17 protein-coding genes are annotated in these 20,960 nt (G+C 39.5%); 14 read left to right on the forward strand and 3 right to left on the reverse strand.

Annotated features, from left to right (window positions below; genetic code table 11):
• The first annotated feature begins 9 nt into the window (after window positions 1–9).
• From G4D82_RS12450 to G4D82_RS12480, 7 genes are all read left to right on the forward strand, one after another.
• Window positions 10–636 carry a pYEATS domain-containing protein gene (locus G4D82_RS12450; RefSeq protein ID WP_166337620.1) on the forward strand — a complete coding sequence of 209 codons (627 nt, stop codon included), beginning with the start codon at window positions 10–12 and terminating at the stop codon, window positions 634–636.
• An 11-nt stretch (window positions 637–647) separates the two neighbouring features.
• The gene (locus G4D82_RS12455; protein ID WP_166337621.1) at window positions 648–1,046 is read left to right on the forward strand and encodes a hypothetical protein; all 399 of its coding nucleotides are present in this window, start codon (window positions 648–650) and stop codon (window positions 1,044–1,046) included.
• Between the two features lie 5 nt (window positions 1,047–1,051).
• Window positions 1,052–2,413 (forward strand): DUF3450 domain-containing protein, encoded by a 1,362-nt coding sequence (locus G4D82_RS12460; protein ID WP_166337622.1) that lies wholly within the window; start codon window positions 1,052–1,054, stop codon window positions 2,411–2,413.
• A gap of 17 nt (window positions 2,414–2,430) precedes the next feature.
• Window positions 2,431–3,576, forward strand: coding sequence for a hypothetical protein (locus G4D82_RS12465; RefSeq protein ID WP_166337623.1), 1,146 nt, complete (start codon window positions 2,431–2,433; stop codon window positions 3,574–3,576).
• A gap of 214 nt (window positions 3,577–3,790) precedes the next feature.
• Window positions 3,791–4,972: a serine hydrolase domain-containing protein gene (locus G4D82_RS12470; RefSeq protein ID WP_166337624.1), complete on the forward strand. Its 1,182-nt coding sequence runs from the start codon at window positions 3,791–3,793 to the stop codon at window positions 4,970–4,972.
• 548 nt (window positions 4,973–5,520) lie between these two features.
• Window positions 5,521–6,873, forward strand: coding sequence for a GH1 family beta-glucosidase (locus tag G4D82_RS12475; protein WP_166337625.1), 1,353 nt, complete (start codon window positions 5,521–5,523; stop codon window positions 6,871–6,873).
• A 39-nt stretch (window positions 6,874–6,912) separates the two neighbouring features.
• Window positions 6,913–7,899, forward strand: coding sequence for a glycosyltransferase family protein (locus tag G4D82_RS12480; protein ID WP_166337626.1), 987 nt, complete (start codon window positions 6,913–6,915; stop codon window positions 7,897–7,899).
• On the opposite strand, the gene G4D82_RS12485 is transcribed toward G4D82_RS12480, so the two are convergent.
• The 3 genes from G4D82_RS12485 to G4D82_RS12495 all read right to left on the reverse strand — a co-directional run bounded on the left by G4D82_RS12485 (window position 7,896) and on the right by G4D82_RS12495 (window position 10,226).
• The gene (locus tag G4D82_RS12485) at window positions 7,896–8,747 is read right to left on the reverse strand and encodes a UDP-2,3-diacylglucosamine diphosphatase (RefSeq protein WP_166337627.1); all 852 of its coding nucleotides are present in this window, start codon (window positions 8,745–8,747) and stop codon (window positions 7,896–7,898) included. The two genes, G4D82_RS12480 and G4D82_RS12485, sit on opposite strands and share 4 nt — an antisense overlap.
• A 394-nt stretch (window positions 8,748–9,141) precedes the next feature.
• Complete coding sequence (locus G4D82_RS12490) at window positions 9,142–9,564, reverse strand: hypothetical protein (RefSeq protein ID WP_166337628.1); 423 nt, start codon at window positions 9,562–9,564, stop codon at window positions 9,142–9,144.
• Window positions 9,565–9,683: 119 nt separating this feature from the next.
• Window positions 9,684–10,226 (reverse strand): helix-turn-helix domain-containing protein, encoded by a 543-nt coding sequence (locus tag G4D82_RS12495; RefSeq protein WP_166337629.1) that lies wholly within the window; start codon window positions 10,224–10,226, stop codon window positions 9,684–9,686.
• A 297-nt stretch (window positions 10,227–10,523) separates the two neighbouring features.
• On the opposite strand from G4D82_RS12495, the gene G4D82_RS12500 reads away from it, so the two are divergent.
• From G4D82_RS12500 to G4D82_RS12530, 7 genes are read left to right on the forward strand one after another with little or no spacing between them, the layout of a single operon-like run.
• Complete coding sequence (locus G4D82_RS12500) at window positions 10,524–12,092, forward strand: type I restriction-modification system subunit M (RefSeq protein ID WP_166337630.1); 1,569 nt, start codon at window positions 10,524–10,526, stop codon at window positions 12,090–12,092.
• Window positions 12,076–13,170 (forward strand): restriction endonuclease subunit S, encoded by a 1,095-nt coding sequence (locus G4D82_RS12505; protein WP_166337631.1) that lies wholly within the window; start codon window positions 12,076–12,078, stop codon window positions 13,168–13,170. Before G4D82_RS12500 ends, G4D82_RS12505 begins: the two co-directional genes overlap by 17 nt.
• A gap of 24 nt (window positions 13,171–13,194) precedes the next feature.
• Window positions 13,195–14,244 (forward strand): nucleoid-associated protein, encoded by a 1,050-nt coding sequence (locus G4D82_RS12510; protein ID WP_166337632.1) that lies wholly within the window; start codon window positions 13,195–13,197, stop codon window positions 14,242–14,244.
• Between the two features lie 2 nt (window positions 14,245–14,246).
• Entirely contained in the window at window positions 14,247–15,422 is a 1,176-nt protein-coding gene (locus tag G4D82_RS12515) for a hypothetical protein (protein ID WP_166337633.1), read from the forward strand.
• 5 nt (window positions 15,423–15,427) lie between these two features.
• Complete coding sequence (locus G4D82_RS12520) at window positions 15,428–15,886, forward strand: DUF6998 domain-containing protein (RefSeq protein ID WP_166337634.1); 459 nt, start codon at window positions 15,428–15,430, stop codon at window positions 15,884–15,886.
• Window positions 15,883–16,998, forward strand: a complete 1,116-nt coding sequence (locus G4D82_RS12525; RefSeq protein WP_166337635.1) for a PD-(D/E)XK nuclease family protein — start codon at window positions 15,883–15,885, stop codon at window positions 16,996–16,998. Before G4D82_RS12520 ends, G4D82_RS12525 begins: the two co-directional genes overlap by 4 nt.
• A gap of 3 nt (window positions 16,999–17,001) precedes the next feature.
• Window positions 17,002–20,187 carry a type I restriction endonuclease subunit R gene (locus G4D82_RS12530; protein ID WP_166337636.1) on the forward strand — a complete coding sequence of 1,062 codons (3,186 nt, stop codon included), beginning with the start codon at window positions 17,002–17,004 and terminating at the stop codon, window positions 20,185–20,187.
• The last annotated feature ends 773 nt before the right edge of the window (window positions 20,188–20,960 follow it).

Consider the following 20,960-nt stretch of genomic DNA (forward strand, 5'->3'; position numbering starts at 1 on the left):
AATGTCTCGGTGGCCATTATTCTTTATTTTTCGATTCTTGGGTTCATGATGGTGTACATCTGGACGCGGATTTATTTCTATCACATCCTGCAACAAGCCAAAATCAACTTCAAGAACATGTATAATGAAACCGTTGAAAAACTCGACAATGTAATCAGCGAAAAGAAGGTAATTGAAGAGGAAAAACAAATCAGCAAAACCGAACTCGACGCGATTATCAAAACTTTCCCTGATGTCACTCAACTCATTAAGGAAGAGCAAAAGAGAATTAAGGAAGATGATGAAGCTGAAAGTGATCCGCACAAAGGAAAATTTGGTGGCTTGTCTGAGAATTTCGGCCGCAAAATTAACGCCACGGTACGCGAAACTTCCTATGACAAAGAGCTCTTTGTTGTAGATTTAGAAGTAACCTCAACCAATCCGGACAAGCCGCTCCTGGGTATGGTGAAGTTCCACCTTCATCCGTCATTTCCTGTCGATGATGTTGAAGTTGATGCCGTCAACGGAAAGGCAGAATACAAACTCATTAGCTATGGCGCATTTACGGTAGGCATTGAAGCAGATGGCGGCACTACCCGATTGGAACTGGATTTGGCCCAATTGCCCGATGCCCCTAAATTATTTAAGGAACGATAAAATTTAAAAATATGGATGCAGAATACAACGTAGGTACAGGAAGCAATAAAGTGTACCTGGAAATCATCACCACTCCTGAAAAGAATGGCGTACTGGTGACCCCTGAGGTCATATTTTACCCGGATAGCAAGCCGCAACCCACCCAACAGCAGGCCGGCGATTTCAATTTCAAATACGATCTGGGCACAAGGAATCAAATCAAAGGCGGCATGTTGACCGTGGAGATGGTTTTCGACTTGAAAAACCTCACTACCGGGCAACGGAAGCAATTTTTTGACGACCTCAAGATCAAGTACAAATTCACTGGCGGGATCGCCGACGACACTTTCAAACATGATCCGGGGGATATCAAAGAAGACAGTGACAACGGAGAAATCATCATTACCAGAAAAGACTTCTTTTTAAACTGAGCACTATGAAAACTAAACTCTTGATTTTAATCTTTTTTAGCACACTATCCCTTTGGGCGCAAGAAGACTATGACTTTACAGACCTCGCAGCTCCTTCTTCACCGGGCTTTCAAATCCTCGACCTATCGCCGGAAACCATCGAGCGGCCCAAGAACCCCACAGAGTTTGCCGCAAGTATGTTGAGTTTGTCTAACAACGGAACCGCACTTCCCAAGAATTTTGCAATGGAAATGAGCCCATTCTGGATTTTTAAAGGCGATAACACTAAGGTCGAAGATTACCTGAATTCGGACAACAAACTATTTTTCGACCTTCGTAATACCGTGCGGAAGTTGAGCCTTTCTCTGGCTTCGACATTCAACGAAACCGACAAAGACGCGCTGATTAAAAACACCAACTATATGGCAGTCGGCTTTAAGACTAACCTAGTCAGCTACAGAACCAAAAGCAATCAGGAGGCGGTCAAAAAAGCAATCGATGGCTATCGGAGTCGCGTCACCGATCTAAAATCTTACAAAAAGGAAAGAAATCAGATCAGTAACGAAAAAGCGGCTGTCCTTGGAAAACTAGATACCATTAACCAAAAAAAGAATTCGGCTCTTACGGAAAGAGATGCCCTTGTGGTTAAAATCGCCAGCGCAAGTACTGAAAATGAAAAAACAAAACTAACCGAAAATTTAAAAGCGATTGACAAAATCATCACGGAATGTACTTCGATATTAACCGACTTGACTGTTCGATTAAGTGTGATACACTATCAAATCGTGCAACAATACAAACCGCTGCCTAACGAACTCCTTAAAGCCATGAACGAGGACAAGGAAATCCAGCGTTACCGCGGGCAGATCGAATCGCTGCCCACAGTGCAAATTGATGCCGCCTACGCCTACTCGATAGCTATTCCCGACAATGATTACGAGCAGCAAAGGTTCAACCGCAGCGGCTTTTGGCTTACGGCTGCCGTAAACTACAACACTTTTATAGATAATCAAGAGAAAAATGAAAACGCTAACAACCACCGCCTATCGCTCATTGGTGTAGTTAGGGCAATTGAAGACAACATCTTGAAAGATACCACTACGAGCCGTTTTGAAAGAGAAAGCTGTTATGACTATGGCTACAAACTGGAATACTCCTTCAAAAAGTTAAGCCTAGGTATAGAATACTTACTGCGCGAATACAAAAACAACAGCGCGGAAAATTCTAAAAGAACCGTGGGTTTGCTGCAGTACAAAATTAGCGACGGCGTTTACCTGACCGGCTCCTACGGAAAGAACTTCGGCACAGTCAATAACCTGTTCAGCTTATTCGGGATCAATTACGGTTTTGGTAATTCCAAGCTCGATCTGAAGCCGGAAAACCAATAATTCTTACCCCAAAACACATGGAAACTTCAATTATCAACCTGTTTCAGCAAGGATTGTCTTGGGACATTTTTGCGCAAGGTTTCATTTTTAATGTAACCCTAATTTTTTCATTTATCTTCTTTATGTATTTGGTTCGCAAAGAAGGTGACGAAACCATTTTGGAGTATTATTTCAAGAGCTTGAAGAAAATCGTCTATCAGTATTTCTCTGTGCAAAAACAGACAACTGTTACCGATGGCGATCAGAAAACGGAATTGAATCAAATTCAGGACACTTTCTCTAACAATATCATGCAATCATTCAAATTCATCACTTTGAGTGGTACCCTAATTATCAGCTCGTATATCACAGGTGCCATGGTGGTCAATTTGAGTGACAAATTCATGGACGAATGCAACGCCCACCATTTGGGATTGAAAAAATACTGGGTGGAAGAAGAATTTCATGAAAAATATTCTCCCAAAGCACATTATCTGACCAACACAGACAAAATAATCAAATTAAAAACCTTCGACAAAATACTAGGCAAATACGTTCCGAATGATTACATCAAGAATAAAGACAAACTAAAAACCTATTACTACACCAAACACGCTATCTTAGGTACTGCCAAATGGGTTCCGTATTTGCAATACACCCAAACCTTGATCAACCTGAACCAAACCCTGTGTTTCTCCTTTTGGGTAATGAGCATCGTGGCCCTGATTGGGTTATTGGTTACTTTAATCATCACATTCAAAGAAATCATCCTTGCGATAGGCGCTCAAAAAGTACTGTTCCTTTTTTGTTTGTTCAATAGTTTGTTAGTTCTGTTTTTTGCTTGCAATATCTGTTTTGAAAACAATACCCTTATTGCAAAAGAGCATTTTTCAGTGGCCTTGTTTTCGGTTATTTCGCTTACAATTATTATTCTGCAACTCAAAATCATCGAAAGTAAAATCCGGTTGAAAACCAGCCTAATTCTGCTGCTCTTTTCAATGACGATGTACTTGTTTTCGGCCCAAGCCTGGCAAAGCCTTGAAAAAGAATCCTGTGACAAAACCTATGGCATTTTTGAATATTGTATGCTCAAAAAAGGAGAAAAATTGCCCCAAGACTACGTTAGAGATATGGTTTCTAAAAACCCAGGGATTGATCTGGAGAAATGCTTGGAGAATAAATAACATACAACTGAAAGCCCTAACCTAATAAATTCAACAATTCGACCCCACAACGCACAACCACCAACTCACCTTAGTCTGGTTGCAATGTCTGTATTTTCTTGGCTGGAAGCTTGGTTTTTACGAAGAAATTCTATCTTTAGCAGAGAAAACCCAGTTCGCTAACTTCGAGTAGTCGTGAAGCTAGTCACCGTTATACACAATTAAAAACCACATCATGTCTGTAAATCGCCCTTGTTTTGCAATTCTTTTACTATTTCAGATGACTTTTGGGCAGCATATCGTTCGCCTTGATAAGACCAAAATCACAGCAACGGAGTTAGATACAAAAATTAACACATTGATGAAAGTTGCCAAAGTAGAAGGATTAGCGGTAACCGTTTTCAACAATAATAAGCCTGTTTATAAAAAGTCATTCGGTTACAAAAATATTCTGACCCAAGAGGCCATAACCAATGAAACCAACTTTTATGGTGCTTCATTAAGCAAACCGGTCTTTGCTGTAATGGTAATGCAACTGGTTGAAAAAGGCATACTGGATTTAGATAAACCATTACAAGAATATTTACCAAAGCCAATTTATGATTATCAACCAAGCAAAAAATGGCATGACAACTATCAAGATCTGAAAAAAGATTCAAGCTATCAGAAGATAACTGCAAGAATGTGCCTCAATCATACTTCTGGTTTTCCAAATTGGCGATGGGACGAACCAGATCAAAAATTAAGGGTGAAGACCAATCCAGGTTCTCGCTATGGCTATTCTGGTGAAGGGCTGGTTTATCTGCAAGTCGTGCTAGAGCATCTATTAAACAAACCGTTAGAGCAAATGATGCAAGAAAATATATTTCACCCATTGAAAATGAATCATTCCTCCTACACTTGGCAATCCGAATTTGAAAACGATTACTGTTTGGGTCATGATATGGACGGCGCACCATACCCAAAAGATAAAGATAACGATGCTAGGGCTGCTAGTACTTTAGAAACCACTTTAAACGATTATTCCCTATTTACCGAAGCGGTATTGAACCATAGGTTATTGAAAAAACCAACGACCAAAACAATGTTCACCCAACAAATTAAAATTAAATCATTAACCCAGTTTGGCCCGTTGCGATTGAAAGATTCTGATGCCAATGATCCGATAGATTTAGGCTACGGACTGGGTTGGGTTTTACTTCAATCTCCTCATGGCATTGGTGCTTTCAAAGAAGGTCATGGCGATGGATTTCAACATTATTCCATCATTTTTCCCAAGACAGGAATAGGAATAATAATGATGAGTAATAGTGATCATGCAGAAAGCATTTTTAAAGAATTATTAGAAGTAGCTATTGGCGATATTTATACGCCTTGGAAATGGGAAAATTATATTCCTTATAATCAAAAAGAGTAGGTCTTTTTTTTGGAGTTGTCGGTTGTTGGTTCGAATGGTAGAATTAACGGTGTTTGTTGCTGTAAGCTTTAGGCTTTAAGCAATAGGCTCTTTTTGTGGAATTAACGGTGGAAATAGCGTATAGCTTACAGCTTATTGCTTATAGCTTTTTGTGGAATTAGCGGTGTTTGTTGCTGTAGGCTTTAGGCAGTAAGCAGTAGGCTTTTTTTTTGTGGAATTAGCTTATAGCTTATTGCTTATTGCTTAGAGCTTTTTTTGTGGAATTCAAAGCCAACAAATACTTCATTGAAAAAAGTTTTAACTCAAAAACAGCGGTTCAACCTTTGGTAAATAAAACCGGCAACCACCAACTACCACCTCCAACCTATTTGTTAACCTTCTCTTAGCGCTTGATTTACATGACCTGCTTTATCTTTGGTTGTACCAACAAAGTAGTTTATGATTTATTTCCACAGTTTTAGAAATATTTTGACTCTTGTCAAGCAGTGGCTTTTTCTTCGGGCCATGCAGTCTACTTTTCTCCATTGATTGATGATTGCCGATCGCCGATGGATCAAAGCCTAGCTACAGACTTGAACAAAGCAGCCTTTGGACCTGATTTTCATTGGGGCGTTTCGACGGCTGCCTTCCAAATTGAGGGTGCAGCAGAAACTGATGGCAAAGGTTTGTCTGTATGGGATGTGTTTGCTTCTCGAAAAAATAAAATAAAAAATGGGCATCGGCCCGGAGACGCTTGCAATTTTTATCACCAATATGCCGACGATATTGGTTTGATGGCTGAGCTGAATATCCCTAATTTTCGTTTTTCTTTGAGTTGGAGCCGATTATTACCCGCTGGAGTTGGGGCGGTCAACCCCAAAGGAATTGATTACTACAATAGGGTCATCGATACTTTACTGGAAAAGGGCATCACTCCTTGGGTTACCTTATACCATTGGGATTTGCCTCATGCCTTAGAGCAACGTGGCGGTTGGACCCATCGCGATATTGTGTCATGGTTTTCTGAGTATACTGCCTTGTGTGCCCAGCATTATGGCGACCGTGTGAAGCATTTCATGGTGATGAACGAGCCTTCCGTGTTTACAGGTGCAGGATATTTTCTGGGCGTTCATGCCCCAGGCAGAAGAGGATTATCGAATTACCTTAAAGCCATTCACCACAGTACTTTGGCCACTGCAACAGGAGCCAATATCTTGCGGGCAGCACTTCCGAAGGCCCAAATTGGGACTACTTTTTCGTGTACCCATCTCGAACCATACACCCACTCGCCTAGTCATATTCGCGCAACCCAACGCGTAGACACACTTTTGAACCGCACTTTTATTGAGCCCCTTCTGGGTTTGGGTTATCCGATTGCCGATTTCTCGGTACTGAAGAAAATCGAAAAATACATCCAACCCGATGATTATGATAAAATGGCCTTCGATTTTGATTTTATCGGTATTCAATGTTATACCCGAGAGATTGTGAAAGCTTCGCTCTGGACACCATACATCGGGGCATCGATTGTAAAAGCATCCCAACGCAAAGTGCCGCATACCTTGATGAATTGGGAGGTCTATCCAGAGGCCATCTACGAAATGATTAAAAAATTCAGCGCTTATCCACAAATCAAAAAACTTATTGTTACAGAAAATGGGGCGGCGTTCCCCGATGTGTGGCAATCAGGAGCAGTCAATGACGTCAAACGCACCGAATACCTGCAAGGGTATCTTAAAGAAGTGCTGCGCGCCAAAAGAGAAGGCCACAAAACAGACGGATATTTTGTCTGGACCTTGACTGACAATTTCGAATGGGCTGAAGGATTTCACCCGCGATTTGGGCTGGTGCATGTAGATTTCGAAACACAACAACGCACCGTCAAGAATTCAGGATTATGGTATCGGGATTTTTTGAAATAACCTCTAGAACAAAAGTATTACCTTCAAAAGGAAGACCACATGAAAATACTCTACGCTATTCAAGGCACCGGCAACGGACATTTGAGCCGTGCTCTTGATATCATTCCTTGCTTGCAGCGCCACGGCGAAGTCGATATCTTGGTGAGCGGTATCCAAGGCGATTTGAAACTGCCTTATGCCGTGAAATACCAACTCAAAGGACTCAGCTTTATTTTTGGCAAAAAAGGCGGGGTCGATTTGCTCAAAACCATTACCCGGAGCCATCCGCGCAAACTCTATCAAAGCATCCAGCAGTTGCCGGTGGAAACTTATGACTTGGTGATTAACGACTTTGAACCCGTATCCGCTTGGGCTTGCTTTGTCAAAAACAAACCTTGCATTGCACTCAGCCATCAAGCGGCAGTACTATCCAAAGATTTTCCGCAACCAGAAGAAACCGATAAATTGGGCCAACTCATCTTGCAAAATTATGCCCCAGCCGATTATAAATACGGTTTTCATTTCAGAGGCAATGACAACGATATTTTCACACCCGTGGTAAGAAAGCAAGTTCGCGAACTAAACGTGACCGACCAAGGACATTACACGGTGTATCTTCCTTCCTACAGCGATGAGTTGCTCATTGAAAGACTTTCTGCCTTTGAACAAGTACAGTGGCAGGTATTCTCCAAACACAACCACAAAAAAATTGTTCACCAAAATATCATCATCGAGCCCATCAATGGCGAACGCTTCATTAACAGCATGGCTGCCAGTACCGGAGTATTGTGTGGTGCCGGATTTGAAACCCCAGCCGAAGCTCTATTTTTAGGCAAGAAATTGCTCGTGATTCCGATGAAAAACCAATACGAACAACAACTCAACGCAGAAGCCTTGCGCCAAATGAATGTACCGGTCATCAAAAGCTTAAAACCCAAATGGAACGCCGTCATCGCAGATTGGCTCGACAACGGAAAGCGTATCGCGGTAAATTACCCAGACAAAACCCAAGAAATCATTGATGGCATCGTCGCCAAACACGCTTAGATCGTCTTGTCGTCCATGACTTCAATCATGAGGGTTTTGATGTTAAGTAAGCTGTTCAAATCTTCCACATCAGTAACCGATTCATTGCCTTTAGTTTCAGGAAAATCAGCTGCATCATACCGGAAAATTTCCCATTGGCCTTGGTGGTATTCCAGTGCCGTAAGATTCTCCACCCAATCGCCAGAATTGAGGTAAGTTACTTTACCCTTATCTGTTTTAATTTCCCGGATTTCAGGTTGGTGAATGTGTCCGCAAATCACATAATGATAGCCTTTTTCGATAGCCAGTTCGGCTGCCGTATTTTCAAAATCGTTGATAAATTTCACAGCATCTTTGAACTGCGCTTTAATCCGTTTGGAAAAACTCATTTTTTCACTACCGAGTAATTTCAACCCCCAATTCACAAACCGGTTCAGCAAAATCAAGGTATCATACCCTATTGCTCCGAGCTTGGCCAACCATTTAGAATGTTGCATCGTGACATCGAATACATCACCATGAAAAATCCAGGCCTTACGACCATCAAGTTCCAATATCAGCTTATTTTGCAACTTGAAACTGCCCACACTCAAATCGGCAAACTTGCGCAACATCTCATCATGATTGCCCGTGAGGTAATATACCGGCACATTCTCGGCCACATACTTCATGATTCGGCGCACCACTTTCATGTGCGACTGCGGCCAATAGGATTTACTGAATTGCCAAATGTCGATAATATCGCCATTGAGTACGATGGCTTTGGGCTGGATGCTCTGTAAATAAGCGAGAAGTTCCTTGGCATGACACCCATAAGTTCCCAGGTGCACGTCTGATAAAATGACAAGGTCGACTTGGCGTTTTCCCATACACAAGTGTAGCCAACCAGTGCAAACCCAAGGTTAAATTGAGGTGATGAAATTGTGATTTGTTTGGTTGTTGGTTCTAGGCTTTAGGCTATAAGCTTTAAGCAATAGGCTTTAGGCTTTAAGCAATAGGCTCTTTTTGTGGAATTAACGATGGCAATAGCTTATAGCTTATTGCTTATAGCTTTTTGTGGAATTATCGGTGTTTGTTGCTGTAAGCAGTAGGCTCTTTTTGTGGAATTAACGGTGGAATTAGCTTACAGCTTTTTTGTGAAATTAGCTTACAGCTTTTCATTGTGGAATTGTCAGTTGCGGATTGTTCTCTATTGGGGCACCTCAATTTATTCCATAAAAAAACGGGCTGGGGGGCCCGTTTTCCTACTCAAGCAAAAGCTATTTAAGCCTGTGCTATGAGTTCTGCTTTTCTGGCTTCGAGTATCGTAATGAAACCATTGACTTCTGAGAGCTCGTTTTGTACGCGAGCCAAATCGACTTCCTTTTCAATCAAGGCCACCACGCCATTGCTTTCTTTGCGGGTTTCGATCAGAAACTTTTTGTACTCTAATCGGGTTTTCTTGTTGATGGCGTCTTCTTTTGAATTCCCATCAGGCAACATCGAAATGATGGTTTCTGTAGCGGAAATCTCGGCGACCACCCCTTGAAGTTCTGCATCGAGTTCTGCCGAAGTAGCAGTATATCTAGCCGTTAAACGCTCATCAGAAAGCTTTTTAAATTCTAAATCTGCTTTCTCTTTAGAAGCCCAAGACAACAACACATTACAGTCGGCTACCTCTGTAACATTGGCAATTGAATAATTCATAATAAAAAGAATTAAAAGTTAATAATGCTTCTGAATTTTCAAATGCCGAACCAAAAAAGTTAATTTATTGAATATTTAAAATATATTTAACATAAAACAAAAGCTATTGACAATCAAGCCTATATTTCACCTCCAGTATTTTCAAGTGATTTCCCCAATTTGCGCAATTGTGACTCGAGCAATAGTTTTTCGAGTTCGAGTAATTCGTTGCGGTGTTTTTGCTTCTCGATTTGAGCCAAAAGCACCTCAGTAGCTATTTTATTACCGGTGAACAACACCACCCGCACCACGACCGGGGTTGATTTGCTGTGCTGCCGCTGCACAAGAAAATCCTCAAGCAACTCGCGCCGGGCTTGCCATTGGGCCTCCCGTTCTATTTTAACAATCTCCCGCTGCAGCCGCATTTGCTGAAAAGCCAACTCGCGCAACTTCAACTCAACATTTGCAATCTGCTGTGCCCTAGCGTGGGCCCGACGCTCGGGTTGTTGCTCGGCGCTTTGCACAAACGCAAGCATCTCGGCCAACAACTGTTGTGCAGGCAAAGGCAGATCGCGCTTGCCCGATTCAAACATAGACCATTGACTGCGGCTGATACCCAACAACATAGCGGCTTCAAGCTGGGTCACACCTAATAAATGCCGGATAGGGTTTTCTTTTTTCATGGCCTTGAAGGTTAAATTAATGGCCGCTCAAAAACAAAAACGTTGCCATGCTGTGTCAAATTGGAGAGCGATTTTAATTTTGACACCAAATCTGTGTCAAACTTCACGACAGTTCCAATTTTGACACAAATTTTAAAAAATCGGGAATGCATCGGATCGGTAAAGTGGTATACCGAAAGAACACCTAGGTTGGCAAGGTTGCGGAAGAAGTTGAAAAATAATTTAATGAGAATCTATTTTCTGCGTGCGGTGGTTTGGGTATTTTTTGGTAGGTTTGGCAAACTAGAACTTTACAGAATGACAAAACAAACAAAGGCTAAAAAAGAAAAGTCTATTGAAGAAACCCTATGGGACTCGGCCAACAAATTAAGGGGCACGGTTGAATCATCAGAATACAAACACGTAGTATTGGGGCTCATCTTTTTAAAGTTTGCCGGAGACAAGTTTGACGAGCGCCGTCGCGAACTAATGGCCGAAGGCAAAGAAAAGTTTCTTGAGATGAAAGAGTTCTACAATATGCAGAACATTTTTTATCTGCCCGAGCAAGCCTGTTGGAGCCACATCATGGAGTTTTCAAAACAAAACGACATAGCGCTCAAAATAGACACGGCCTTACACACCATCGAGAAAAACAACCCTGCTTTAAAAGGCGCTTTGCCTGATAACTACTTCTCTCGTCTGAATATGGATGTGAGTAAACTGGCAGCCCTACTCGACACGATTAACAATATTGATACACTACGCGACAAAGAGCAAGACATTGTAGGCCGCGTGTACGAATACTTTTTGAGCAAGTTTGCTTTGGCCGAAGGCAAAGGAAAGGGCGAATTCTATACCCCGAAAAGCATTGTCAACCTGATTGCCGAAATGATAGAGCCCTACAAAGGCATTATTTATGACCCCGCTTGTGGCTCAGGTGGTATGTTTGTACAAAGTATTAAGTTTATTGAAAGTCACCACGGCAATAAAAAAGAGGTCTCTATTTACGGGCAAGAATACACTGCTACCACGTATAAATTGGCGAAGATGAACTTGGCAATTCGAGGGATTAACGCCAATTTGGGTGATGTTCCTGCCGATACCTTTGGCAAAGACCAGCACCCCGATTTGAAGGCCGACTTTATCATGGCCAACCCACCTTTTAACCAAAAGGATTGGCGGGCTACCGATGAACTCACCGATGACCCGCGTTGGCGGGGCTATGACGTACCGCCTACCAGCAATGCCAACTATGGTTGGATATTAAACATGGTAAGCAAACTCTCGGAAAATGGGGTTGCCGGCTTTATCTTGGCTAATGGGGCGCTGAGCGGTGGCGGTACCGAATATGAAATACGCAAAAAGCTTATTGAAAACGATTTGGTGGAGGCGATTGTGATTTTGCCTCGTAATATGTTTTATACCACCGACATTAGTGTAACGCTTTGGATTTTGAACAAAAACAAAAAAGCAAGAACCGTTTCATTACCCGAAGAAACCCGCAACTACCGTAACCGCCAAAACGAAATCCTCTTTTTGGATTTACGACAAAAGGGAATACCCTTTGAAAAGAAATATACCCAATTCTCAGAAGATGAAGTGCGCGATATAGCTAGCACGTACCACACTTGGCAAACGGGTAAAGATAGCTATCAAAACCAAGATGAGTTTTGCTATAGTGCTACTAAAAGCGAGGTAGTGGCTAAAGATTACTCCTTAGTACCTAGCAAGTACATTGCCTTTGTAAACCGCGATGAACAGATTGACTACGACGAAAAGATGAGAGTATTACAACAGGAAATTACTACCCTTTTACAAGAAGAAGCGCAATCGAAACAGGATTTACTAACCGTTTTTAAAGAGTTAGGCTATGACATCAGGTTATAAACGGTTGGGTGATTACATACAGCTTGTTGATGAAAGAAATAAATCTTTAGAAAAATTGCCTTTGATGGGCTTAAGTGTTTCTAAAGTTTTTTTTCCAACTATTGCAAACCTAGTTGGCACTGATATGTCAACTTATAAAATTGTTTATAGGAATCAATTTACTTATATAGCAGACACTTCAAGGCGTGGAGATAAAATTGCCATTGCCTTAAATGAAAAATTTGACAAAATGCTTGTTTCGCAAGCGTATACTCCTTTTGAAGTAAAAGACGAAAGTAAACTACATCCTGAATATTTAATGATGTGGTTTCGCCGCACCGAATTTGACCGTTATGCCCGATTCAAATCACATGGTAGTGCAAGAGAAATTTTTGATTGGCAAGAGATGTGCGACGTAATGCTTCCCATTCCTTCCCAAGAAAAACAACAACAACTCGTAAACGAATACCATACGCTACAAAAACGGATTGACCTCAATAACCAATTGATTGCGAAGTTGGAAGAAACGGCACAGACGATTTATAAGCAGTGGTTTGTGGAGGGAATTGATTTGGAGAATTTGCCTGAGGGTTGGAGATTAGGAAAGCTAACAGATTTAATTGAAGTAAAATATGGTAAAGCATATTCACATCTAGAAAAAGGTACTATACCTCTATACGGTTCAGGAGGATTAATGGGAAAAGTTAATAAAGCACTTTATTCAAAACCAAGCGTCCTAATACCTAGAAAAGGTACTCTAAGCAATATTATGTTTGTTAATGAACCTTTTTGGTGTGTTGACACAATGTTCTATTCAATTTTTAATGATGATGTGAATGGATATTACTCATTTTACATATTAAAGCAACTTGATTTTAACGCACTAGATCAAGGTTCAGCTGTTCCGAGTATGACCTCAGCATTTTTAAACAGTATTGACGTTGTTTTACCAACCAAAGATTCACTTACGAAATTTAATAATTCATTAAAAAAAATTGTAAAGCATAAAGAAATTATTGAAAAAGAAAATCTAAAACTAAATGAGTTAAAGGAGTTGTTGTTGGGTGAGATGGCTAAAGGGGAATTAAAAAAGATATGATTGATAACATAAAACAATAAAATAATGGCAGCTAGTAAAAAGAGAAAAGATAGTCTAGTAATAAAAAACTTCATAATACATCAATTATTGAAAGAAGCTGGAAATAGAATAGTAAAATCGAAGGAAGCAAAAAAAACAATTACCATTACCGACAAAGAGCAAACTTTTCTTGCCAATTTAGATCAATCATATCATAAAAAATCAAATCCAATTTATGGGATTTTTGCTGATGAAAAACCAGAATTTAAAAATAATCTTGCGAGCTATGTCGAGGGAGAATTAGAATTTTATGACTTTTCAATGAGTGTAATGAATCATTACAAAAAAGTTTTGGAAGATACTGTTCCCGCCACCGGAGGTTACATGATTTTGTGTGAATATACAAATAAGATAACAGCTAAAGATTTGTTACTTGTTTTAATGATTAATAACAAAGATGGGTATGTTGTTAATGAAGATAACTTAACTCTTGAGAATATTAAAAATCTTGATTTGAGTAAAGTCGATGTTGCTTGTCTTATAAATCTGACAGAGTGGAAAAATATTGAAGATCACCTAGAGACTGATAGACAAACTTACCTGTCATTTGTAAAAGGTATGAAAAACATAAGTTACTATTTTATGACTTTTGTAGATGTTGACAATAAAAAGACGACGACAGAATCTACAAATAGCCTAATCACGGCATTTGATGAATATTCTGATTCTAAAAGATGGGACAGAGATACCAAAATTAAAAAAAGAAATCAGATTTTCGAATATTGTCACGACTGCATGACTGCAAAGAAAGAAATACTACTATCCCGAATATCAAGTATTTTAGATCCCGACAATCCTGAAGAATTTCAAGATTTCGCAACCGAAGATGGTCGTAAGGTTAGCTCCGTAATCAGTGGTGACAAATCCAAAATGAAAATATTTAAGTATGTTAGTTATAGCGATGATAATCTAAAAATCGAATTTGACTCATCATTATTAATTAATGAAATAATACATTTAAACGAAAACACTAAAAGATTAACGATTAAAAATCTACCCCAAGAATTAATTGATAAAATTAAAAACCTTAATTAATAATGCTATCTCAAATCGTTAATATTATCAATAATTCCAATTCGAACCTTTCGGTAACAACGTTACTTTGTGAGTATAAGATTGATGATTTAGCCTTTTTTGAATTACTGCAGAAAGAAGCTATTATTGAAAATATAACAACAACACCTGTAAATCGAGATGACCAACTTACGCTAGAATTCTCAATACTAAAACTTCAATCTTTAGGTTTTTTTACAGATAAAAGTTCTTTCGTAAAAAAATATAGATATCACATTCCCCAAGATGATGTTTATATATTCGAATTAAAACAGTACTTAAAAGAAACAGAATTTTATCCTCAATATAAATCTATTGTTAATTTAATATTAGAAATAGAGAATAATGCCAAACATACCTACGAAGATGCTGGGATTAAAAATGCAATTATTTTTAGGGAAGATAGGTCACTATTGGTGAGTTTTTTATACGAGAGCGAACTATTAACCAATAAGAATAGCAGTTTCCTTATAGATACCGCCTTAACAATCTTTAGAGATAATAGTCTCCAAGATAAAAAAAACATATACTTAAATGAGTTGGTCGACTTTTGTTTCAAATACCCTGAGGAAATAAGATTTTCCTCACTAGTAAACGATTTCGAGCAATTTATAAATAACTCAAATTCAACTTATAACTTTTATCTAAGAAATTTTTCATACAATAAATTAAAGTTGGAAATCGATTCAAAAGCTATCGAATTTAATCAAAAATTGCAATCAGTGATAAATGATTCCCAAACCAAATTAATTGCAATTCCAACAGCATTTGTTCTTGTTTTATCAAGTCTTAATTTTGAAAAAATCGATGACCCTAAGAATATTATCAGCACAGCTGGCCTATTTATTTTTTCTTCTCTTTTGCAATTATTTGTAAACAATCAAAAGTCTACAATAAAATTTATCAGTGAAAATATAAATTATTATAAATCAACCTTTAAGGATCAGGACAGAAAAGAAGTTGAAAAATCTTTTATTCATGTAAATTCAGAAAAAAACAAACAGGTTAATAGATTAATATTGATCGAAACTCTGCTATGGCTTGTTCCAATATTTGTATTATCGTTATTACTATTTCTTACTAACTATCAACTAATTGCTGTCTTGATTTTGTTTTTTTACTTATGGGTTGCTTCTAACAAACTTTTATTGAAATATTAAAAAAAATGCACCAAATCCAACAACTCCTTTCCATCACCCAACAACTCAAAGCCCAATACGGTCGCAGTTTTAGTTTAGACGGACGTCTGGTAGGCGATATCGGCGAAGTCTTGGCAGCTGAAGCATACGGGCTTGATTTATTGCCTGAAAATAGCTTTAAACATGATGCTAAGGAAAGAGCAACCGGCAAGCTGGTACAGATTAAAGCGTCTTTTAAAGGTTATTGCTATTTTCCCTACGGAGTAGATAGGATACCCGATCATTTTTTAGCGTTGAATATCAATAGCGACGGTTCGTTGACAGAGTTATTCAATGGCCCGGGTAGTTTTATTGTAGAACACTATATTCAAAAAAGAGGCTTAAAGCACTACAAAGAAACGTTTTACACACTGTCTAAAGGCAGCTTGATAAATTTGAACAAGCAGGTACCGGATGAGCAAAAAATAAAAAGAAAGGTGGCATGAATCTACAAGCTTTAGCAACCTTAGTAGACCAAGGCAGGATTCCCAGGATTGAACGCAGAATCGGTTTTCTGGAGGTCATCAACAAAGCACACCACGAAAACATCAATTCGGCCGTTTACGCCCACTTCCTTAGTTGCGGCATTCCGGGCGTTGAGACTTTGTTTCGTGATACCTTAACCGACCTGGTTTATTCCCGAACACAAAAACAGCTCAATCTCAGTCAGTCGGTGGTCAGTACCGAGGTCAAAACCCCTATGGGCGGTAGGCTTGATTTGGTGATTGAAGATTTTCATAACCAGAATATCATTTTAATCGAGAACAAAATTCACCATTATTTGCATAATGACTTATCCGATTACTGGAACTACAGCAACTTACCCGATGCGCGAAAAGTCGGAATTTTGCTTACCCTTTACCCCCACCCGATCCCTACAGAGTTAAACGGCAAATTTATCAACATTACCCATCGCGAGTGGATGCAAGCCATCAAAGAGCAAATGCAATCTAATGATCTAGATATTCGCTACGAAATTTACCTCAACGATTTTATCAACACCCTAGAAAACCTGACCAATCGATATGCTATGAACAAATCAGCCCAATTCTATTTCGCCCATGCACAACAAGTTCAGTTGGCCGTACAAACCCAACAGCAAGCCTATGATTTTTTAAACAATCAGTTGGAACTTATTGCCCAAAACTTGGGTTGGCAAACCTACGGTAGCAGCATGAATTGGCGCAACTTCTGGGATCAGCATAACGTACTGGATACCTATTTAACTATTATAACGCGCGACCTCATCAATGGCAAAATGACTTTTAGAATCATCCTTGAACTGAATCGGGCAGACAAAGAAAAGGCAGCCGAGGTGCGCAAACAGTTTGCGAATCACCCACAATTGACAAGCAAAGAGCAGGGTGAATCTAAAAACACTTATCTCCATTTTTTATGTCAAGACTACTCTTTGGGTACTGATGAACTTAAAAACTTTGGTGAACTCGTGACCCAAAAAATACAGGAGGATTTTGCCGATATTACGCTAAAAGTAATTCAGTATCTTTATCCGGATAAAAATATTAGCGACTGGGTGTCTAACTTTTCTATTAAATAAACAATGAAGTTCACCGAAGCCCACTTAGAGCTCTCATTTATTGATTTGTTGACCCAACAGTCTATGCAGCACCGCAATGGTAAAGACCTGCGCAGTGCAGAGAGTCTGGGCGTACAGGAGCCGAAAAGATTATATGGGCATATCGCTACCGAAAATGTGCTCTTGTTAGATGAACTTAGAAATTTCCTTAAGAGCCAATACGCGGCACACAACATTACTGCTGCCGAAATAGACTCTATTGTTCGCAACCTTGAGCGCCTTCCCGCATCAGATTTGTATGAATCAAACAAAGCGTTCATGAAGATGCTTTCCGATGGTTTTGTACTAAAGCGGGAAGACCGCCAACAAAAAGATTTCTTGGTACATCTAATTGACTTTTCTTCTCAAGACAACAATACATACACCATCGTCAATCAACTGGCCATCAAAGGTTTTGAAATGCGTATCCCTGATTTGATTATATATATCAACGGTTTGCCTTTAGTAGTATTTGAGTTTAAGTCGACCATACAAGAAAACACCACCATACACGATGCCTATGTGCAATTAACCAAACGCTACCAACGAGACATTCCCGAGCTATTCAAATACAGTACTTTTTGCGTTATTAGCGATGGCGTAAATACCAAAGCCGGGTCATTCTTTGCGCCTTATGACTTTTACTACGCTTGGCGTAAAATAGCGGGCATGGACAACGAAGTAGATGGCGTAGACGCCATGTTTACCATGATACAGGGAATGTTTCACAAGGACCGACTTCGAGACATTATTCAAAACTTTATTTTCTTGCCCGACAGCAGCAAAAAAAACGAAAAAATAGTTTGTCGTTATCCGCAATATTATGCAGCCAACAAGCTTTTTGACAACATCATCCTAAGTCAGAAACCCCTCGGAAACGGCAAAGGCGGCACTTACTTTGGCACTACAGGTTGTGGTAAAAGTTATACGATGTTGTACTTGTGCCGATTGCTTATGCGTAGCACAAAACTGAAAAGTCCTACCATTGTGCTTATTACCGACAGAACGGATTTAGACGATCAATTGTCAGCGCAATTTACTAACGCCAAGGGTTTCATCGGTGACGAAACGATCATCAGTGTGGAAAGTCGGGTTCATTTACGCGAACTGCTGCAAGACCGAAATAGTGGCGGGGTATTCCTGACAACTATTCACAAGTTTACCGAAGACACCCAACTACTGACGGATCGATATAACGTTATTTGTATTTCTGACGAAGCACACCGAAGCCAAACCAACCTAAATCAAAAGCTCAAAGAAACCAAAGAAGGCCTTAGAAAAACTTATGGTTTTGCCAAACATTTGCATGATTCACTGCCCAATGCTACCTACGTAGGTTTTACTGGAACGCCGGTAGATGCCACCATTGAGGTATTTGGCGACATCATAGATTCGTATACCATGCGTGAGTCGGTTAAAGATGAAATTACCGTTCCATTAGTTTATGAAGGCCGAGCGGCTAAATTACTTCTGCAAAATGATAAACTGGCTGAAATAGAAAAGTATTACAGTAAATGTGCTGAAGAAGGCAGCAACGAAAATCAGATTGAAGAAAGCAAAAATGCCATGTCACAGATGAATGTGATATTGGGCGACCCGTCGCGTATTAAAGCTTTGGCAGAAGATTTCGTCAATCATTACGAAAAAAGAGTAGAAGAAAAATCGACCATACGTGGCAAAGCACTGTTTGTTTGCAGTAACCGTGAAATTGCCTATGATTTATACAAAGCCATTCTAAAGCTGAGACCAAAATGGGGCGAGCCCAAAACAGCCTTCGACCCAACATTACTTAGCGAGAAAGAGCGAAGAGAACTCGTTCCGATTGAGCAAATTAAATTGGTCATGACCCGCAACAAAGACGATGAAAAAGAGCTATACGACTTATTGGGTACAAAAGACTATCGCAAAGAACTAGATCGACAGTTTAAGTTTGAACATTCTAATTTTAAAATTGCCATTGTGGTCGATATGTGGCTTACCGGCTTCGATGTTCCGTTTTTAGACACCATTTACATCGACAAACCACTACAAAGACACAATTTGATTCAAACCATCTCTAGAGTAAACCGCAAATTTGAGGGTAAAGAGAAAGGACTGGTGGTTGACTATATCGGTATAAAGAAACAAATGAACTTAGCCTTAGCCCAATACAACAATAATAACACAACTAGTGTTGAGGATGTGGAGCAATCCGTGAAGGTTGTTAAAGACCATTTGAGTTTATTAGAAAACATATTTCACACTTTTGACGCTACCGGCTATTTCAACGGAACGCCATTAGAGCAACTTTCTACACTCAATAAAGGGGCAGAATTTATACAAGCTACCAAAGAACTCGAAACTCGTTTTATGAACATCGTAAAACGACTTAAGGCAGCTTTTGATATTTGTTCGGGAAGTGATTTATTGTCAACCTTGGAAAAAGACAAGATTCACTTTTACGTCGCCATTCGTTCGATTATCTATAAACTCACCAAAGGAAACGCACCCGATGCCACCCAGATGAATGAAAAAGTTAGGATAATGATTCAAGACGCTATAGAAAGCCAAGGGGTGGAAGAATTATTTAAATTAAATGCAGATGAGGCCACTGAAATCGATTTATTTTCAGAAGATTACTTGGCCAAACTCGATAAAATAAAACTACCGCATACCAAGTTCAAACTTTTGCTGAAGCTTTTACAACAAGCTATTGACAAAACCAAAAAAGTCAACAAAGTAACCGGTATTGATTTTTCAAAGCGACTGGAAGCAATTTTGCATCGATACAACCAACGTGAAGAAAATGATATATTACGCAGTGAGGTACTTGAAGATTTTACAGATGAAATTATTGCACTGTATCACGCCTTAATGGCAGAAAACAACTCACTAGCTGATAAAGGGATTGACTTTGAAGAAAAGGCGTTTTATGACATCCTAAAAATGCTTACGGTTAAATACGACTTTCCTTATCCAGAAGAAAAGTTGGTCGTACTAGCAAAAAAAGTGAAAGAGGTTGTAGACGACAAAGCAAAATATACCGATTGGAGCAAACGCGACGACATTAAAGCCGAATTAAAGGTAGATCTTATTATTCTATTAGCTGACAATGACTACCCGCCCATAGACCGGGACGAAGTTTATAAAGAAATCTTCGAACAAGCCGAAAACTTTAAAAAAAGTAGATAACGTAGCAACCAAGAACCCCATCCGTCATAAAACCAAACTAAAAATTAAAATCAATCGCGTTAAATAACAGTTACTGTTTGACCCCCAACACAACCCCTGTTGCAATTTTCAAACCCCAAAAAATTTTGCAACAAAAACTGTTGCAATTTTCAACATCAAAAAAAATTGCAACAACAGTTGTTGCAATTTCAAAATCAATTCAAAAATTGCAACAAACCCCTCCACCCCAACCCAGCTCCGCCCCGGCCTTCATAAAACTGCGCGTAAAAAAAACAAAGTGAAAACAAGCATTATTCTGTTTGAGCCGCTAGGCGAGCCACCAAAGCCCAACTCTGCTCCGCCCCGGCATTCATAAAACCGGGCGTTAAGAAAACCAAAGTGAAAACAAGCATTATTCTGTTTGAGCCGCTAGGCGAGCCACCAAAGCCCAACCCAGCTCAGCCTCGGCCTTCATAAAACCGGGCGTTAAGAAAATTAAAACTAAAAGCGTTAAGAGCCAGGTACTGTTTGAGCCGCCAGGCGAGTTTAGCTGGCTTAGCTTTTAGTTTTAATTTTTAGCGCGGTTTTATGCAGCCTTGATTTTTTGCTTCTTTTGTATCAAGACAAAAGAAGAAGTCACCGTTAAGCTGGCTTAGCTTTTCAATTTAGTTTTTAGCTCAATTTTATGCCAGCCTTGATTTTTTTGTTACTTTTTGCATCAAGGCAAAAAGTAAATGAATTCGATGAACCTCCTAACGTCGGTTTATATCAAGACAAAAAGTAAAGAACTCCAA

Origin of the sequence: Flavobacterium lotistagni, from assembly GCF_011392125.1 — a bacterium.
Lineage (GTDB): Bacteria > Bacteroidota > Bacteroidia > Flavobacteriales > Flavobacteriaceae > Flavobacterium > Flavobacterium lotistagni.

Excerpts from the sequence above, each read along its gene's own strand:
- G4D82_RS12455 (WP_166337621.1), top strand. The coding sequence starts at position 648 with ATGGATGCAGAATACAACGTAGGTACAGGAAGCAATAAAGTGTACCTG.
- G4D82_RS12460 (WP_166337622.1), top strand. The coding sequence starts at position 1,052 with ATGAAAACTAAACTCTTGATTTTAATCTTTTTTAGCACACTATCCCTT.
- G4D82_RS12465 (WP_166337623.1), top strand. The coding sequence starts at position 2,431 with ATGGAAACTTCAATTATCAACCTGTTTCAGCAAGGATTGTCTTGGGAC.
- G4D82_RS12470 (WP_166337624.1), top strand. The coding sequence starts at position 3,791 with ATGTCTGTAAATCGCCCTTGTTTTGCAATTCTTTTACTATTTCAGATG.
- G4D82_RS12475 (WP_166337625.1), top strand. The coding sequence starts at position 5,521 with ATGGATCAAAGCCTAGCTACAGACTTGAACAAAGCAGCCTTTGGACCT.
- G4D82_RS12480 (WP_166337626.1), top strand. The coding sequence starts at position 6,913 with ATGAAAATACTCTACGCTATTCAAGGCACCGGCAACGGACATTTGAGC.
- G4D82_RS12485 (WP_166337627.1), bottom strand. The coding sequence starts at position 8,747 with ATGGGAAAACGCCAAGTCGACCTTGTCATTTTATCAGACGTGCACCTG.
- G4D82_RS12490 (WP_166337628.1), bottom strand. The coding sequence starts at position 9,564 with ATGAATTATTCAATTGCCAATGTTACAGAGGTAGCCGACTGTAATGTG.
- G4D82_RS12495 (WP_166337629.1), bottom strand. The coding sequence starts at position 10,226 with ATGAAAAAAGAAAACCCTATCCGGCATTTATTAGGTGTGACCCAGCTT.
- G4D82_RS12500 (WP_166337630.1), top strand. The coding sequence starts at position 10,524 with ATGACAAAACAAACAAAGGCTAAAAAAGAAAAGTCTATTGAAGAAACC.
- G4D82_RS12505 (WP_166337631.1), top strand. The coding sequence starts at position 12,076 with ATGACATCAGGTTATAAACGGTTGGGTGATTACATACAGCTTGTTGAT.
- G4D82_RS12510 (WP_166337632.1), top strand. The coding sequence starts at position 13,195 with ATGGCAGCTAGTAAAAAGAGAAAAGATAGTCTAGTAATAAAAAACTTC.
- G4D82_RS12515 (WP_166337633.1), top strand. The coding sequence starts at position 14,247 with ATGCTATCTCAAATCGTTAATATTATCAATAATTCCAATTCGAACCTT.
- G4D82_RS12520 (WP_166337634.1), top strand. The coding sequence starts at position 15,428 with ATGCACCAAATCCAACAACTCCTTTCCATCACCCAACAACTCAAAGCC.
- G4D82_RS12525 (WP_166337635.1), top strand. The coding sequence starts at position 15,883 with ATGAATCTACAAGCTTTAGCAACCTTAGTAGACCAAGGCAGGATTCCC.
- G4D82_RS12530 (WP_166337636.1), top strand. The coding sequence starts at position 17,002 with ATGAAGTTCACCGAAGCCCACTTAGAGCTCTCATTTATTGATTTGTTG.